A 14,937-nucleotide genomic window follows, 5' to 3' on the forward strand; every position below is an offset into this window, starting at 1 on the left:
GGTCCGGCCCGGTCTCCGCCGCGCTCCGGGCGGCCGGCACGCTCCGGGGCCCGGTGGACGGCGGCCGGGCGCCGGTATCCTCCGCCGGCGGCGCGTGCCCGTGGCGCCGTACCCACCAGGTGTGGAAGCCCGCCGTGGCGAGCAGGGCGGCCATCGAGGCCAGGAGCATGAGGCCCGGTGTCCCCAGGTGGTGCTCGACCGACCGGGCGATGGCCGCGGTCACTTCAGACATGTCTCGACTCATACGACCACTGTGGACGAAGCCTGTTGCCTGATCACGAACGCCCTGTGACCGATGGGTAAAGAGGACCGGCGCCGTGCCGCGCACCGGGGGATGACGCCGGTGCGCGGCACGGCCGACAGGCTACGTGACCTACTGGCCGACCAGGCCCGGCCGGAGCACCTTGGTGAACAGCACCGTGCCGTCCTGCTCGCGCAGCCACACCGTCAGCTCCGCGCTGTCGCCGTCGATGTCGACCTCGCCGAAGAACTGGTAGCCGCCGGCGGGCGAGACGTTCGAAGCGGCCGGCGCCTTCGAGCCCGGTCGGCGCCCCCGCGGCCTCACCGGCCCCGGATCGCACCCACCCCGGCGGGCTCACCGGCCCCCGGGCCGCACCGCCCCGGCCATCAGCCGTACGCCCTCGCGGATCCGGGCCGGTGCCAGATGCGCGTACCCCAGCACCAGCCGCACCCCCGGTCCCTCACCGCCACCGGCGTGTCCGTACGCCGTCAGGGGCCTCACCGAGACGCCGGCCTCGGCGACGGCCGCGAGGAAGCGCTCCTCGGGGTCGTACCGGGCGGGCAGCGCGGCGATGGCGTGGAGCCCGGCGGCGATCCCCGAGACCCGTGACCCGGGGAAGTGCTCCTCCAGCGCGGCCACCAGCGCGTCGCGCCGCTCCCGGTACGCGCGCTGGCACAGGCGCAGTTGACGGTCGTAGTCGCCGTGCTCCAGGAACCGGGCGAACACCGCCTGGTCGAGGGCCGGATGCCCGAGGTCCGTGGTCCGCTTGCGCTCGACCACCTCGTCCATGAGCGACTCGGGCACCAGCAGCCAGCCCAGCCGCAGCCCCGGGGCGAGGGACTTGCTCACTGAGCCCGTGTAGGCGACGTGTTCCGCGTCGAGCCCCTGGAGCGCGCCGACGGGGGCGCGGTCGTAGCGGAAGTCGCCGTCGTAGTCGTCCTCCAGGACCAGTCCGTCCACGGACCGCGCCCAGTCCAGCAGTTCGGTGCGCCGCCGCGCCGAGTAGGCGATCCCGGTGGGGAACTGGTGGGCCGGTGTCGTCACGACCGCGCGCACGCCGGAGGCGCGCAGCGGGCCGACGGCGAGCCCCTCCTCGTCCAGCGGCAGCGGCACCGTGCCCACGCCGGCCGACGCGTACAGGGCGGTGTGCTGCGGGCTTCCGGGGTCCTCGACGCCGACGGTGTGCGTGCCGCGCGCGTGGAGGACGCCGCCGAGCAGGGCCGACGCCTGCGCCACCCCGGAGACCACCACGATCCGCTCCGGGTCGGCCACCACGCCCCGGCGCCGGGTGAGCAGTTCGGCCAGGGCGGTCCGCAGCCGGGGCAGCCCGCGCGGGTCCGGATAGCCGAGGTGGTCGTGCGGCAGCTCCGTCAGCACGCTCCGCTGCGCGGCCGCCCACGCCGGGCGCGGGAAGAGCGACAGGTCCGGCGACCCCGCCACGAAGTCGACGCGGGCGCCGGGGGAGCGCGGGGCGAGATCGCGCGCGGGCGGGCGGGTGGCCCGCACGGCGTCGCCCACCCAGGTCCCCGCGCCCCGCCCGCTGCGCAGATAGCCCTCGGCGGTGAGCTGCTCGTACGCCTCCGTGACCAGCCCCCGCGACACCCCGAGGTCGGCCGCGAGGTCCCGGCTCGACGGCAGTCGGGTGCCCTGAGCGAGCCGTCCCGAGCGGACCGCGTCCCGCAGCGCCGCCTGGAGGGCACGGCCCCGCGCGCGGGCCGGTGCCGAGGCGGCGGGCAGCAGCAGCTCCCAGGCGGCGGAGCGCTCGGCGGAACCCGGCCCGCCGCCCGGCGCGGTCGACGGCGTCATGACAGCGGCCCCCCGAACATCGCGTCCCCCCAACCGGGGTCACTCTACGGGGGGTTGGTCCACGACACGCTGGATCATCCACCGTCCGGCCGCCGCACGCCGTGCGTGAGCGCGTCCTACGACCCGACCGCGCTGAGCGAGGTGCCCGGGGCGCTCGCCTCCGGACCGCGGCTGCCGTCCAGGATCACCCGCGCGACCAGCGCCGGGTCGTCGTTCATCGGGACGTGACCGCAGCCGCGCAGCCGCACCAGCCGGGCCCGCGGAATGGCGTGCTTGGCGCGGATGCCCTGGCGGGGCAGGAGCAGCCGGTCCCGGTCGCCCCACGCCACGGTGACGGGGATGCCGGGCACGTCGTCGGTGAACAGGACGCTCCGCCCGGCCCGCAGCGTCTCGGCGAACCCCTCGGCGTGGGCGAGCGCCAGCGTCTCGGCGACCACGGCCTCCGGCGAGCGGCGGCCGGGACGGGCGTAGATCGTGCTGGTCAGGGCGGTGCGGCCGGCCGCCGTGCGGGACAGCCGCTCGACCAGGGGCAGCGGCAGGCTCCGGGCGGTCCGGCGCATGCCCGCCAGCACGGTGAAGGCGTAGCGCCGCTCGGGCTGCGTCCAGAAACCGGCCGGGGACAGCGCCGTCACCGACCGCACCAGCTTCTGCCGGCCGAGCTCCAGGGCCAGCAGACCGCCCAGGGAGTTGCCCGCGACGTGCGGCCGGTCCAGGCCCAGGGCGGCGCAGAAGGCGCCGAGCACCGCGTTCGTCGTCGGCAGGTCGTGCGGCAGTCCCTGCGGCAGTGCGGGCGACTCGCCGAACCCCGGCAGGTCCACGGCGATCACCTCCCGCTCGGTCGCGAGGATGTCGACCACCGGGTCCCAGGCCTGCCGGTGGTGGCCGATGCCGTGCAGCAGGAGCAGCGGCTCGCCGGCGCCCACGCGCGCGTAGGCGAGGGTGATGTCCTGCGGACCGTGCTCGGTGGGTGCCGTGAAGGAGAGCGTTGCGGACATGGGGCTCCTTGTCGGGAACACGTGGTGCCGGGAACGCGCGAACGCTGCCGGCGTCGGGTAGACAGCCTGTCAGTAGAAGCTACCGACGGGTAGCCCCCAGGGTGCCGTGTTCCCGGGCGGGCCCCGTGGCGTCGGCGGTTCCGCCTGGACACGGCCGGACGCGTCCGCTGGGATGGGACGGTGACCACCGACACCCCGACCGACGTCTTCGAAGAGCACCGACCCGTCCTGCTGGGCGTCGCCTACCGCATGCTGGGCCGCCTCGCCGACGCCGAGGACGTCGTCCAGGATGCCTGGCTGCGCTGGTCCCGGGCCGACCGGAGCGACGTCCGCGAGCCGCGCGGCTACCTGGTGCGCGTCACCACCCGCCTCGCCGTGGACCGGCTGCGCCAGATCAAGTCACGGGGCGAGACCTACGTCGGCCCCTGGCTGCCCGAGCCCTACGTCACCGACTTCGGCGACACGGTGCCGGACACCGCCGAGCGGGCCGTGCTCGCCGACTCCGTGTCGCTGGCGGTCCTCGTCGTCCTGGAGTCGCTGTCACCCCTGGAACGGGCGGTGTTCGTGCTGCGCGAGGCGTTCGGCTACCCGTACGCCGAGATCGCCGCCGTGCTGGAGCGCGAGGAGCCCGCGGTGCGCCAGCTCGCCGGGCGGGCCCGCAAGCACGTCGAGGAACGCCGGCCCCGCTACGACGTCGACCCCGCGCAGCGCCGCGACCTCACCGAGCGGTTCCTCGCCGCGGCGGCCGAGGGCGACCTCGAAGGGCTGATGGCGATGCTGGCCCCCGGCGTCCGGCTGGTCGGCGACAGCGGCGGCAAGGCGAAGGCGCCGGTGCGGGTGCTGGAGACGGCGGACAAGGTGGGGCGCTTCCTCATCGGCGCCGCCCGCAAGACCGGCGCGGACGCCACCCTGCGCTTCCTGGAGCTCAACGGCGGCCCGGCCGCGCTGCTGGTGGCGGCGGGCAAGCCCGACTTCGTCCTCCAACTGGACATCGCCGACGGGCGCGTGGAGTCGGTCTACATCGTCCGCAACCCCGACAAGCTGCGGTTCCTGCCCGTCGACTGACGCCGCCCCGGCCTCTCGCCGACGCCGAAGCCCCCGTCCGCGCGACGGGGGCTTCGCCGTCGTGTCCTCCGTGCGACTCCGTGCGAACACCCCGTGAACACCACACCCCTCCGCGCCCCTGCCCAGGGCGGGGGATCGAGGATTGGTCTTGACCAAGGGGATGGGCCGTCCTATCGTCACGACGAGAACTGCAACAACCTTTAATAAACAAGGGCGCCGAAACGCCGCCGGACCACGGCGATTGCGGAGGACAGGGTGGGGACCACGCAGTTGGAATCGGTACCGGAGCCGAAGTACTGGCATCTCAGGACCATGCTCACTGAGGCCCTGGACTCGGAGTTCTCGGTGGGCGAGGTCCTGCCCAACGAGCGCGATCTCGCGGCACGCTTCGGCGTCGCCCGCGCCACGCTCCGCCAGGCGCTGGAACAGCTCGAACTGGAGGGCAGGCTCCAGCGCCGCCGCGGTGTCGGCACGACCGTCGCGCCGCCGCGCGTGGGCGTGGCCGTCGGGCCCCGGCAGCACGCCTGGCCCGGTACGGCAGACGACGCCTGGCAGCCGGTCGACTGCGCCTCCGCCGCGCCCCCGGCGGCCGTCGCCGACGCGCTGGGCACCGGCCGCGACGAGGCCGTGCACACCGTTCGCCGCTCCCGCGTGACCCACGGGCGGACCGTCGCCGCGGAGCTGCTGTACATCCCGTCGGCGTCCGTGCCCGACCTCACCGCCATCGACGCCCCGTCCGGTGCGGCACGCGCGCGGGCCGTACTGCGCGAGCTTCAGCGACTGGAGCTGGAGCACCGGGAGAACGCCGTCGAGCTGGGCTCGGCCGGCGCCGAGGACGCCAAGGAGCTCGACCGCCTCCCCGGGGCGCCGGTCCTGGTCGTCACCACCCGCTACCTCGCCGGGGGCCGCACCGCCGCGCTCTCCGTCGCCACCTACCGCGCGGACACCTGCCGGCTGACCTTCGGCGACTCGGGCGACATGGAGATCCACCACGCCCCGCAGACCCGCGCCTCCTGACACCGGGCCGGCGAGGCGGCCCGGCGGATCGCCGACGGCGAGCCGCACACCCGGGCCCGCGCCGGGCCGGGTGGGTCCGGGACGCGGCCGTTCCGCAAGGCAGCCAGGTGCGACGTGGGCGCACGTGCGCCGACAGAAGCCGCCGACCCGAACCGCCGTAGGCCCCCGCGGCCGGCGGTCCGTGGTCAGCGGCGGGCCGTCGCGCCCTCCACCGCGAAGAGCTGTTCCTCCACATGGTCGAGCGCCAGCCGCAGCGCGCCGGTCGCCACCGCGGCCTCGCCGAGCAGTGACAGGGTCACCCGCGGCGGCCGCAGGCAGTAGCGGGCCAGTTCCCGCCGCAGCGGCTCCAGTACGCCGTCCAGACCGGCCGCCCAGCCGCCGATGACGACCAGCTCCGGGTCCAGCGCCAGCACCAGCGCCGCCACGTCGTGCACCAGCCGCTGGATGAACCGCTCGACGGCCGCGCGGGCCCGCTGGTCGCCGTCGCGCGCCTCGGCGAACACCTTGGCGACCGCCTGCTCGTCCAGTGGATGCAGCGGCTGATCGGTCGTGGACAGCAGCGTCTCCGGCGTCACGTCCCGGCCCAGCAGATGCAGCGCGCCGATCTCGCCCGCCGCCCCGCCGTACCCCCGGTGCAGCCGCCCGCCGATCAGCGCACCGGCCCCGGGACTCAGCCCGGCCAGCACGAACACCACGTCGTCGGACTCGGTGGCCGCGCCCTTCCAGTGCTCGGCGACCGCCGCCGCGTTCGCGTCGTTCTCCACCAGCACCGGGCACTTGAACGAACGGCGCAGCCGCTCACCCAGGGGCAGCCCCGTCCACTCGGGCAGCGCCGTGCCCAGCCGCACCGTGCCGTCCGCCTCGACGATCCCCGGCGTGGCCGCCCCCACGGCCCGCAGGGAACCCCGCGCGACACCGGCCCGGCGCAGCAGTTCGGCGACCGCCGTGCGCAGCCGCTCCAGACGCTCGTCCGCCGTAGCGGACTCCTCGACGTCCTTCGCCTGGGCGCCGATCACCCGCCCGTCCAGATCGGCGAGGAGCGCGGCGACCCGGTGCGGCCCGATCTCCAGCCCCAGCAGATGCCCCGCCTCGGCCCGGAACCGGAACCGCCGCGCGGGCCGCCCCTGCCGCCGGGCCATGCCGTCGTCGGCGGCCGTCTCGACGACCAGACCGGCCTCGATGAGCCCCTCGACGACGCCCTCGACGGTCGGCCGGGACAGCCCCGTCACCCGGGTGATCTCCGTCAGCGTCGCGCAGTCCGTGGCACGCAGCGCGTGCAGCACCACCGCGGAGTTGATCCTCCGCAGCAGCGACGGATCTCCGCCGGTCAGCCCGCCCAACGTCCGTCCTCCCAGCTCGTGCGCGTGTTGGCCGGATCGTACTCGGCCCGCTCCCACCGGGCGAGCGCCGGTCCGCCCGCACCCGGAACACGCGCGGACCTAGCCCGGGGCCACGAACCCCGACTCGTACGCCGTGATCACCGCCTGCGTGCGGTCCCGCGCCCCCAGCTTCGCCAGCACCGCGCTCACATGCGACTTGACCGTCTCCGTACCGACGACCAGCCGGCCGGCGATCTCCGCGTTCGACAGCCCGCGCGCCATCAGCCGCAGCACCTCGCCCTCCCGGTCCGTCAGCCGCGCCCGCTCCAGTTCCGCGCGGGCCGCCCGGTTGCCGCCGCCGTCGCCGTACTCGGCGGCCAGCTGCCGCACCGAGGCTGGGAACAGCAGCGAGTCGCCCTCCGCGATCAACCGCACCGCGTGCACGATCTCCGCCGGCCGGGCCCGCTTCAGCAGGAACCCGTCGGCGCCCGCACGCAGCGCCTCGTACACGTACTCGTCGTTCTCGAACGTCGTCACCACGAGGATCTTCGGCGGCTCGGGCACCGTCCGCAGCAGCGCGCGCGTCGCCTCGATCCCGTCCATCAGCGGCATACGGACGTCCATGGCGACCACGTCCGGCCGCAACTGCCGCACCAGCGGGATGACCGCCGCCCCGTCGGCCGCCTCCCCGGCCACCTCGATGTCGGGCTGCGCCTCCAACACGGCACGCAGACCGGCGCGTACGAGGGGCTCGTCGTCGACGAGGAGGACTCTGACCGGCATGCGATCAGCGTAGATCAGCCCAGCGGCAGCTCTACGTGGACCTGCCAGTCACCGGCGTCGTCGGGCCCCGTGCGCGCCTGCCCGCCCAGCAGCGCGGCCCGTTCGCGTATGCCGCGCAGGCCGCTGCCGCGCCCCGGGCCCGCTCTCCCGTCCGGCAGCGGATTGCGCACCTCCAGACCGAGGCCGCCGTCCGCCACCCGGACGCGGACCCGCACGGGGACCGGCCCCGCGTGCCGCAGCACATTGGTCAGCGCCTCCTGGAGGATGCGGTACCCCTCCCGCGAGACCGGCCCCGGCACGGTCTCCAGCGGGCCCGTCACCTCGGCGTCGACCTTCGCCCCGGAGGCACGGGCGGACTCCAGCAGCCGGTCGGCGTCCACGAGCGTCGGCCGGCCGCTCACCGGCCGCTCCGCCTCCCGCAGCACACCGAGCACCCGCTCCAGGTCCTCCAGGGCCGCCCGGCCGGTCTCCTCGATCGCGGTCAGCGCCCGGTCGGTGAACTCGGGGCTGTTCGCGGCGCGCGCGGCCCCGGCCTGGACGACGGCGACGGTCAGGGCGTGGCCGATGGAGTCGTGCAGTTCGCGGGCGATGCGGGTGCGCTCCAGGAGCTGTTCGGTGCGCTCCTCCAGGGCCGCGAGACGCTCGGCGGCGGACGGGCCGAGCAGTCTGCGCGCGAGACACGTGGCCAGCTCACCGAGGCCGACGACCGTCGCGTACAGGAGCAGCAGCGGGACGGGGACCAGCAGGGCGTAGGCCCAGTGCGGTTCCGTGCCGGCCACCACCGGCATGTCCTCGGGCACCCGGCCGACGACGCACGCGGCGGCCGTGTACGACAGGACGGGCAGCCAGACCGTGGCGAAGCCCACCACGATTCCCAGCGCGATGCGCGCCTCCAGCCACAGCACGGTCCGCCAGCGGTCCCGCCAGGTCCTGGCCGGCTCCACGGAGAAGTCCGGTTCCGTCCCTCCCGGCGTCAGCATGAACCGCGCCTGCACGCCCTCGCCCACCCGCACGGCCGGGATCAGACCGACGGGGACCAGCACGAGCGCCGGCACCCACGGCAGCCCCGGTTCCACCCACATCCACACGCTGAACGCCGCCACCGGCACCCACAGGTGCAGCAGGCGTGTGTACGTCGCCCCGCGGAGCAGCGGGCGCAGGAACCGTGCCATGGCGCCATCGTGCCAGCGCCCACTGACAACGAGCTCCCCCGCACGGGGGAGGCACCGCCCACCCGCGGGGGAGGACCCGCCCTCGTACGAGAGGCCACGCTGCTGCCATGACCAGCATCGACGTCCAGAACCTCACCAAGGAGTACGGCACCCGGCGAGCCGTCGACGACCTCACCTTCACCGTGCGCCCCGGCCGCGTCACCGGCTTCCTCGGCCCCAACGGCGCCGGGAAGTCCACCACCATGCGGCTGGTGCTCGGCCTGGACCGGCCCACCTCCGGGACCGCGACCGTCGGCGGGCACCCCTACGCCGCGCTCCACAAGCCGTTGCGGCACGTCGGCGCCCTGCTCGACGCGCAAGCCGCGCTCGGTTCGCGCACCGGCCGGGACCACCTGCGCGTCCTGGCGGCGAGCAACCGCCTCCCGGCCCGCCGGGTGGACGAGGTGCTGGAGGAGACGGGCATCGCGTCGGCGGCCGGCCGCCGGGTGCGGACGTACTCCCTGGGCATGCGCCAGCGACTGGGCATCGCCGCCGCGCTGCTGGGCGACCCCGAGGTGGTGATGCTGGACGAGCCCTCCAACGGGCTGGACCCCGAAGGCATCGTCTGGATCCGGGAGCTGCTGCGGCGGCTCGCGGCCGAGGGCCGTACGGTCCTGGTGTCCAGTCATCTGATGAACGAGACCGCGTCGTTCGCCGACCACCTGGTGGTCCTGGGCCGGGGCCGCCTGCTGGCCGACACCCCGATGCGGGAGTTCATCGACGCGCGCGTGCAGCCCCGTGTCCGGATCCGCACCTCGGACGCCACCGCCCTGAAGGCGGTCCTCGCCCGGCACGGCCACGATGCCGTGGAACACGCCGACGGGTACTGGACCGTGCACCACGCGCGCGTGGAGGACATCGGCCGCGCCGTCTCCCGGGCCGGCGTCCCGATCCTCGAACTGACCGCCGATGAAGGCACCTTGGAGCAGGCCTATCTGGACCTGACCGCCACGGAGACCGAGTTCACCGCACAGACCGCGCAGTCCGCACAGCCCGCACAGCCTCAGGAGGCCTGACCATGACCACCTTCACGCCCGCCCTGCGCGCGGAGGCACTCAAGGTGCTCACCCTGCGCTCCCTGTGCGGCGCCCTGTTCGCCATGTTCGCGGTCACCACGGCGTTCTCCGCGCTGGCCGGTTCCTCCGGCACGTCCGACCCGGACTTCGACCCCCTGTTCACGGCCCTGTCCGGCGTCCTGCCGGGGCAGATCGCCGCGATCGCCTTCGGGGCCCTGGCCGTGTCGTCGGAGTACCAGGGCCACGGGATCCGGCTCTCCCTGGCGGCCGTCCCGCGGCGCGGCCGGTGGTTCGCGGCGAAGCTCGTGGCCGTCGCCGTACCGGTCCTGGCCGTGGGACTGCTCACCGCCTGCGCCGCCCTCGTCGCGGCCCGGGCGGGCCTCGGCGCGGCGGCGGACGGCCTCACCACCGGCGAGCAGGTGCGCGGCGTCGTGGGCTGCGGGATCTACCTGACGCTGATGGCCCTGTTCGCGGCCGGTCTCACCGCCCTGTTCCGCAGCGGCATGGCCACCCTGTCCACCGTCATCCCCTTCATCCTCGTCGTCGCCTTCGTGATCGGCGACGCGGCCGGCGGCGTCGCCGACTTCCTGCCGGACCGGGCGGGCCAAGTCGCCCTCCAGCAGACGCACGACGGGACTCTCGGGCCCTGGACGGGGCTCGCGGTGACCGCGCTGTGGGCGGCCGCCGCCGTCCTCGCGGGGGCCTGGCGGCTGCGCCACCGGGACGCCTGAGCCGCGGACGGCTGACGCCCCGCCAATTGTCAGTGGCGGCCGGTTTACTGGAGGGCATGGACATCGCACGGCATCTCGCCCTCATCGACGAGCTGTGCTTCCGGCCCTTCCCGGCGGAGCACGGCCCGTCGCGCCCCGGTCTCGTCAAGGCCGTGCTGGAGAGCGGCCACGGCCTGTGCGGCGGCGACCCGGGGGAGCGGGCGGTGACGGTGGAGCAGTACGAGAAGGAGCGCGACGCCCTCTGCGAACGCCTCGCCGAGCGCTGGGGGGAGCCCGCCCTCTGGAACCTCCAGACGGTCCTGCTGCGGACCGAGCGCGAGGAGATACCCGAGCCGTGGGCCGCACTGAGCGCCCGCGCCCGCGTGGCCTACCTCTGGGAGGCGCAGGGCACGGGCCGCTGGCTCGCGCTGGCCGTCGCCGACCGGGACGAGACGGACGAGGTGCAGCTGCTGGTGGTGGTCACGGAGGAGGCACCCCCATGACCGCCCCCTACGCCTCCGCGTCCGCCGCGACCCGCAGCCTGGCGAACTCCTCCGCCATCGTCTGCGCCGTCCAGTGCGCGTTGAGCCCGCTCGGGTTGGGCAGCACCCAGATCCGGGTGCCCCCGATCGTCCGCTCCTGCGGGCCCACCTGCGCCTTGCGGTCGTCGAAGGCCGCCCGGTACGCGGTCACCCCCACCACCGCCAGCCAACGGGGCCGCAGCCGCGCCACCTTCAGCGCCAGCAGCCGGCCGCCCTCCCGGTACTCCTCGGCGGACAGCTCGTCAGCCCGCGCGCTGGCCCGCGCGACGACGTTCGTGATGCCGAGCCCGTACGACGGCAGCTCGTCCTGCTCCGACGGCTTCAGCTGCCGCGGAGTGAAGCCGGACAGATGCAGCACCGGCCAGAACCGGTTGCCCGGACGGGCGAAGTGGTGCCCCGTCGCCGCCGACAGCAGGCCCGGGTTGATGCCGCAGAACAGCACATGGAGGCCGTCCGCGACGACGTCCGGTACGAGACGGTCGCGGGCGGCCTCCAGTTCGGCGCGGGTGAAGCGGGTCAGAGGATCGCTCCCGGGGTGTAGCCCGCGGCCGCCGGGTGCTGCTTGACGATCTCCTCGATCCGGCCGACGAGGACACCGACCTGGTCGGCCGCGGCGCCGGTGAAGGAGAGCTTGTCGGCCATCAGGGCGTCCAGTCCGGCACGGTCGAGCGGGATGCGCTCGTCGGCGGCCAGCTTGTCGAGCAGCTCGTTGCGCTCGGCGCCCTGCTCGCGCATGGCCAGCGCGGAGGCGACGGCGTTCTCCTTGATCGCCTCGTGCGCGACCTCGCGGCCGACCCCGGCCCGCACCGCACCCATCAGCACCTTCGTGGTGGCGAGGAACGGCAGGTAGCGGTCCAGCTCGCGGGCCACGACGGCCGGGAAGGCACCGAACTCGTCGAGCACGGTCAGGAAGGTCTCCAGCAGTCCGTCCAGCGCGAAGAACGCGTCGGGCAGCGCGACCCGGCGGACCACCGAGCAGGACACGTCGCCCTCGTTCCACTGGTCGCCCGCCAGCTCGCCGGTCATCGACGCGTAGCCGCGCAGGATCACCATCAGGCCGTTGACGCGCTCGCAGGAGCGGGTGTTCATCTTGTGCGGCATCGCGGACGAGCCGACCTGGCCGGGCTTGAAGCCCTCGGTGACCAGCTCGTGCCCGGCCATCAGCCGGATCGTCTTCGCCAGCGACGACGGCGCTGCCGCGAGCTGCACCAGCGCGGTGACGACCTCGTAGTCCAGCGAGCGCGGGTAGACCTGGCCGACCGAGGTGAAGGCCTGCGAGAAGCCGAGGTGCCCGGCGATCCGCTGCTCCAGCTCCGCGAGCTTGCCCGCGTCCCCGCCGAGCAGGTCCAGCATGTCCTGGGCGGTGCCGACCGGGCCCTTGATGCCGCGCAGCGGGTAACGGCCGAGCAGCTCCTCCACCCGGCCGTACGCCACGAGCAGCTCGTCGGCGGCGGTGGCGAACCGCTTGCCCAGCGTCGTCGCCTGGGCGGCCACGTTGTGCGAGCGGCCGGCCATGACCAGCTCGGCGTACTCGCCGGCCAGCTTGCCGAGGCGCGCCAGAACGGCCACGGAGCGGTCCCGGATCAGCTCCAGGGACAGCCGGATCTGGAGCTGCTCGACGTTCTCCGTCAGGTCGCGGGACGTCATGCCCTTGTGCACGTGCTCGTGCCCGGCGAGGTCGTTGAACTCCTCGATCCGCGCCTTCACGTCGTGCCGCGTGACCTTCTCGCGCTCGGCGATCGAGGCCAGGTCGACCTGGTCGAGGACGCGCTCGTAGTCGGCGATCGCGGCGTCGGGCACCTCGATGCCCAGGTCCTTCTGGGCCCGCAGCACGGCGAGCCAGAGCTGCCGCTCCAGCCTCACCTTCTGCTCGGGCGACCAGAGCGTGGCGAGCTCGGCGGAGGCGTAACGTCCGGCGAGGACGTTCGGGATGCGGGGCTTGGCGGGAGCGGAAGTCACGTAAACGGATTCTACTGGCGATTCGTGCAGGCCAGCGCCGCGGGGTTGTTCGTCGGAAGCTACGAACGCCGTGCGGGGGCGGGAACGATCACGTGATGTCCTCGTACGGCAGCAGCTCCGGGCGCTTGGGCGGCAGGCCGTCGCCGGACGAGCGGCCGGTCAGCCTGCGGCCTATCCAGGGCAGCAGGTGCTGCCGGGCGAACCGGACGTCCGCGGTGCGGCGCACGACCCAGCCGGGCGGCGGCGTCGGCGGCACCGGCGCGTGCCAGTCGGGGTCCTCGGGCTCGTAGCCGAGCGTCTGCCACACGGCCTCGGCGACCCGGCGGTGCCCGTCGGCGGTCAGGTGCAGCCGGTCCACGTCCCACATCCGCGGGTCGGCCAGCGACCGGGCCCCGTACAGGTCCACGACGACGGCGCCGTGCCGCTCGGCGAGGTCGTCGATGATCGCGAACAGCGCCTCCATGCGCGGCCGGAACCGCTCCAGCACCGGGCCCTGCCGGCCGGGGCTGCGCATCAGCACCAGCTGCTTGCAGTTCGGGGCCAGCCCTTCCACGGCCTGCGTCAGCAGATCCCGCACCCGGGCCATGTCGCACTTGGGCCGCAGGGTGTCGTTGAGCCCGCCGACCAGCGTGATCACATCGGCGCCCATGGCCGCCGCGACGTCCACCTGCTCGTCGACGATCTGCCCGATCAGCTTCCCGCGCACGGCGAGGTTCGCGTACCGGAAACCGGGGGAGCGGGCGGCCATCCGCGCCGCGAGCACGTCGGCCCAGCCGCGGTAGGAACCGTCGGGCAGCAGGTCGGACATGCCCTCGGTGAAGGAGTCGCCGACGGCGACGAGGCTGGTGTGGGTGGGGTTCGTCTGCATGGCGACAGAAATGGTAGCCCCTGCACATACCCCCCGGTCGGTCACCCCGTGCACGTTCGCCCTCAGGTCCGCTGCCCGAACAGCTCCCGCAACACGTCCTCCATGGTCACCAGCCCCGCCAGCCGCCCGTCGGAGCCCAGGACCGCCGCCAGATGCGTACGGCTGCGCCGCATCGCCGTCAGCACGTCGTCCAGCGGGGTGTTCTCCCGCACCCGGGCGATGGACCGCATGTCCCGCAGCCGGAACGGCACGTCCCGAGGGGAGGCGTCCAGGGCGTCCTTGACGTGCAGGTAGCCGACGATCCGCCGCCCGTCGTCCACCACCGGGAAGCGGGAGAACCCGGACTCGGCCGACAGCCGCTCCAACTGCTCCGGCGTGATGCCCACGCGCGCCTGCACGACGCGTTCCAGCGGCAGCACCACGTCCCGCACCGGCCGGCGGCCCAGCTCCAGGGCGTCGTGCAGCCGCTCCTGGGCGCGGTCGTCGATCAGCCCCGCCTCGCTGGCGTCCTTGACGATCTCGGCCAGCTCGGTGTCCGTGAAGGTCGCCGAGACCTCGTCCTTCGCCTCCACCCGCAGCAGCTTGAGCAGCGCGTTCGCGAAGGTGTTCACCGTGAAGATCACCGGGCGCAGCGCGCGGGACAGCCCCACCAGCGGCGGCCCGAGCAGCAGCGCGCTGCGCACCGGCTCGGCCAGCGCGATGTTCTTCGGGACCATCTCGCCGAGCAGCATGTGCAGATACGTCGCCAGGGCCAGGGCGATCACGAAGGACACCGCGTGCCCCGCCCCCGACGGCACGCCCATCGCGTGGAACACGGGCTCCAGCAGGTGCGCGATCGCCGGTTCCGCGACGATGCCGAGGACCAGCGTGCACAGCGTGATGCCGAGCTGGGCCGCCGCGAGCAGCGCGGACACGTGCTCCAGACCCCACAGCACGCTCTTCGCCCGCCGGTCGCCCTCCTCGGCGTACGGCTCCACCTGGCTGCGGCGCACGGAGATCAGCGCGAACTCGGCGCCCACGAAGAAGGCGTTGACGACGAGCGTCGCCAGACCGATCAGCAGTTGTACGGCGGTCACCGTCCGGCCTCCCCGTCGTCGCCGTCACCGGACCGCTCGCCGGGCAGCGGCGCGTGCAGCAGCACCCGGGCCGCCCGGCGTCCCGCCGCGTCCACGACGTCCAGCCGCCAGCCCTCCAGGCCGACGGTGTCGCCGACGGCGGGGATGCGGCCCAGCCGCGCCGCGACCAGCCCGGCGACCGTCTCGTACGGCCCCTCCGGCACCCGCAGGCCGAGACGCGCCAGCCGGTCCACCCGGGCCGCGCCGTCGGCCCAGTACAGGGCGCGCCCCTCCTCGTCGGTGCCGGCCGCGTCCAGCTCCGGGATCTCGTGCGGATCGTGCTCGTCGCA

Annotated in this window: 15 protein-coding genes and 2 pseudogenes; 5 read left to right on the top strand and 12 right to left on the bottom strand. The window is 74.5% G+C overall.

Annotated features, from left to right (window positions below; genetic code table 11):
- The 4 genes and pseudogenes from GTW67_RS11240 to GTW67_RS11255 all read right to left on the bottom strand — a co-directional run.
- Positions 1 to 232: pseudogene (locus GTW67_RS11240) on the bottom strand (GNAT family N-acetyltransferase); the annotation flags it as partial.
- A 141-nt stretch (positions 233 to 373) separates the two neighbouring features.
- Positions 374 to 535: pseudogene (locus GTW67_RS11245) on the bottom strand (alkaline phosphatase D family protein); the annotation flags it as partial.
- 60 nt (positions 536 to 595) lie between these two features.
- Positions 596 to 2,047 carry a MocR-like pyridoxine biosynthesis transcription factor PdxR gene (gene pdxR, locus GTW67_RS11250; RefSeq protein WP_161164660.1) on the bottom strand — a complete coding sequence of 484 codons (1,452 nt, stop codon included), beginning with the start codon at positions 2,045 to 2,047 and terminating at the stop codon, positions 596 to 598.
- 116 nt (positions 2,048 to 2,163) lie between these two features.
- On the bottom strand, positions 2,164 to 3,042 hold the full coding sequence (locus GTW67_RS11255; protein WP_161164661.1) for an alpha/beta fold hydrolase: 879 nt from the start codon (positions 3,040 to 3,042) through the stop codon (positions 2,164 to 2,166).
- A gap of 180 nt (positions 3,043 to 3,222) precedes the next feature.
- Here GTW67_RS11255 and GTW67_RS11260 point away from each other — a divergent pair, with 180 nt between their 5' ends.
- Positions 3,223 to 4,107 (top strand): RNA polymerase sigma-70 factor, encoded by an 885-nt coding sequence (locus GTW67_RS11260; RefSeq protein WP_161164662.1) that lies wholly within the window; start codon positions 3,223 to 3,225, stop codon positions 4,105 to 4,107.
- 255 nt (positions 4,108 to 4,362) lie between these two features.
- A complete protein-coding gene (locus GTW67_RS11265) occupies positions 4,363 to 5,124 on the top strand; it encodes a UTRA domain-containing protein (RefSeq protein ID WP_161164663.1) in 762 nt (253 codons plus the stop codon).
- A 185-nt stretch (positions 5,125 to 5,309) separates the two neighbouring features.
- Here the strand turns inward: GTW67_RS11265 and GTW67_RS11270 are convergent, their stop codons facing one another.
- From GTW67_RS11270 to GTW67_RS11280, 3 genes are all read right to left on the bottom strand, one after another.
- Positions 5,310 to 6,464, bottom strand: a complete 1,155-nt coding sequence (locus GTW67_RS11270; protein ID WP_161164664.1) for an ROK family transcriptional regulator — start codon at positions 6,462 to 6,464, stop codon at positions 5,310 to 5,312.
- Positions 6,465 to 6,563: 99 nt separating this feature from the next.
- A complete protein-coding gene (locus GTW67_RS11275) occupies positions 6,564 to 7,226 on the bottom strand; it encodes a response regulator transcription factor (protein WP_161164665.1) in 663 nt (220 codons plus the stop codon).
- Between the two features lie 14 nt (positions 7,227 to 7,240).
- Positions 7,241 to 8,398 (bottom strand): sensor histidine kinase, encoded by a 1,158-nt coding sequence (locus GTW67_RS11280; protein ID WP_161164666.1) that lies wholly within the window; start codon positions 8,396 to 8,398, stop codon positions 7,241 to 7,243.
- A gap of 107 nt (positions 8,399 to 8,505) precedes the next feature.
- On the opposite strand from GTW67_RS11280, the gene GTW67_RS11285 reads away from it, so the two are divergent.
- The 3 genes from GTW67_RS11285 to GTW67_RS11295 are packed head-to-tail and all read left to right on the top strand — an operon-like array spanning position 8,506 to position 10,666.
- Entirely contained in the window at positions 8,506 to 9,453 is a 948-nt protein-coding gene (locus GTW67_RS11285) for an ABC transporter ATP-binding protein (RefSeq protein ID WP_161164667.1), read from the top strand.
- A 2-nt stretch (positions 9,454 to 9,455) separates the two neighbouring features.
- Positions 9,456 to 10,184, top strand: a complete 729-nt coding sequence (locus tag GTW67_RS11290; RefSeq protein ID WP_161164668.1) for an ABC transporter permease — start codon at positions 9,456 to 9,458, stop codon at positions 10,182 to 10,184.
- A 56-nt stretch (positions 10,185 to 10,240) separates the two neighbouring features.
- On the top strand, positions 10,241 to 10,666 hold the full coding sequence (locus tag GTW67_RS11295; protein WP_161164669.1) for a hypothetical protein: 426 nt from the start codon (positions 10,241 to 10,243) through the stop codon (positions 10,664 to 10,666).
- Positions 10,667 to 10,673: 7 nt separating this feature from the next.
- On the opposite strand, the gene mug is transcribed toward GTW67_RS11295, so the two are convergent.
- From mug to GTW67_RS11320, 5 genes are all read right to left on the bottom strand, one after another.
- The gene (mug, locus tag GTW67_RS11300) at positions 10,674 to 11,225 is read right to left on the bottom strand and encodes a G/U mismatch-specific DNA glycosylase (RefSeq protein ID WP_161164673.1); all 552 of its coding nucleotides are present in this window, start codon (positions 11,223 to 11,225) and stop codon (positions 10,674 to 10,676) included.
- Positions 11,222 to 12,664, bottom strand: coding sequence for an adenylosuccinate lyase (purB, locus tag GTW67_RS11305; protein ID WP_161164670.1), 1,443 nt, complete (start codon positions 12,662 to 12,664; stop codon positions 11,222 to 11,224). Before purB ends, mug begins: the two co-directional genes overlap by 4 nt.
- A gap of 88 nt (positions 12,665 to 12,752) precedes the next feature.
- Positions 12,753 to 13,532, bottom strand: a complete 780-nt coding sequence (locus tag GTW67_RS11310) for an SGNH/GDSL hydrolase family protein (RefSeq protein ID WP_161164671.1) — start codon at positions 13,530 to 13,532, stop codon at positions 12,753 to 12,755.
- Positions 13,533 to 13,594: 62 nt separating this feature from the next.
- Positions 13,595 to 14,608, bottom strand: coding sequence for a CNNM domain-containing protein (locus tag GTW67_RS11315; RefSeq protein ID WP_161164672.1), 1,014 nt, complete (start codon positions 14,606 to 14,608; stop codon positions 13,595 to 13,597).
- Positions 14,605 to 14,937 (bottom strand): transporter associated domain-containing protein (locus tag GTW67_RS11320; protein ID WP_272920482.1); only part of this gene is annotated, 333 nt, incomplete at its 5' end. The genes GTW67_RS11315 and GTW67_RS11320, both read right to left, overlap by 4 nt.

Source organism: Streptomyces sp. SID5910 (genome assembly GCF_009862125.1).
Classification (GTDB): Bacteria; Actinomycetota; Actinomycetes; order Streptomycetales; family Streptomycetaceae; genus Streptomyces.

Bases quoted from the DNA above. Each gene is read 5' to 3' on its own strand.
- pdxR (WP_161164660.1), bottom strand. From the start codon at position 2,047: ATGACGCCGTCGACCGCGCCGGGCGGCGGGCCGGGTTCCGCCGAGCGC.
- GTW67_RS11255 (WP_161164661.1), bottom strand. From the start codon at position 3,042: ATGTCCGCAACGCTCTCCTTCACGGCACCCACCGAGCACGGTCCGCAG.
- GTW67_RS11275 (WP_161164665.1), bottom strand. From the start codon at position 7,226: ATGCCGGTCAGAGTCCTCCTCGTCGACGACGAGCCCCTCGTACGCGCC.
- GTW67_RS11280 (WP_161164666.1), bottom strand. From the start codon at position 8,398: ATGGCACGGTTCCTGCGCCCGCTGCTCCGCGGGGCGACGTACACACGC.
- GTW67_RS11285 (WP_161164667.1), top strand. From the start codon at position 8,506: ATGACCAGCATCGACGTCCAGAACCTCACCAAGGAGTACGGCACCCGG.
- GTW67_RS11290 (WP_161164668.1), top strand. From the start codon at position 9,456: ATGACCACCTTCACGCCCGCCCTGCGCGCGGAGGCACTCAAGGTGCTC.
- GTW67_RS11295 (WP_161164669.1), top strand. From the start codon at position 10,241: ATGGACATCGCACGGCATCTCGCCCTCATCGACGAGCTGTGCTTCCGG.
- GTW67_RS11310 (WP_161164671.1), bottom strand. From the start codon at position 13,532: ATGCAGACGAACCCCACCCACACCAGCCTCGTCGCCGTCGGCGACTCC.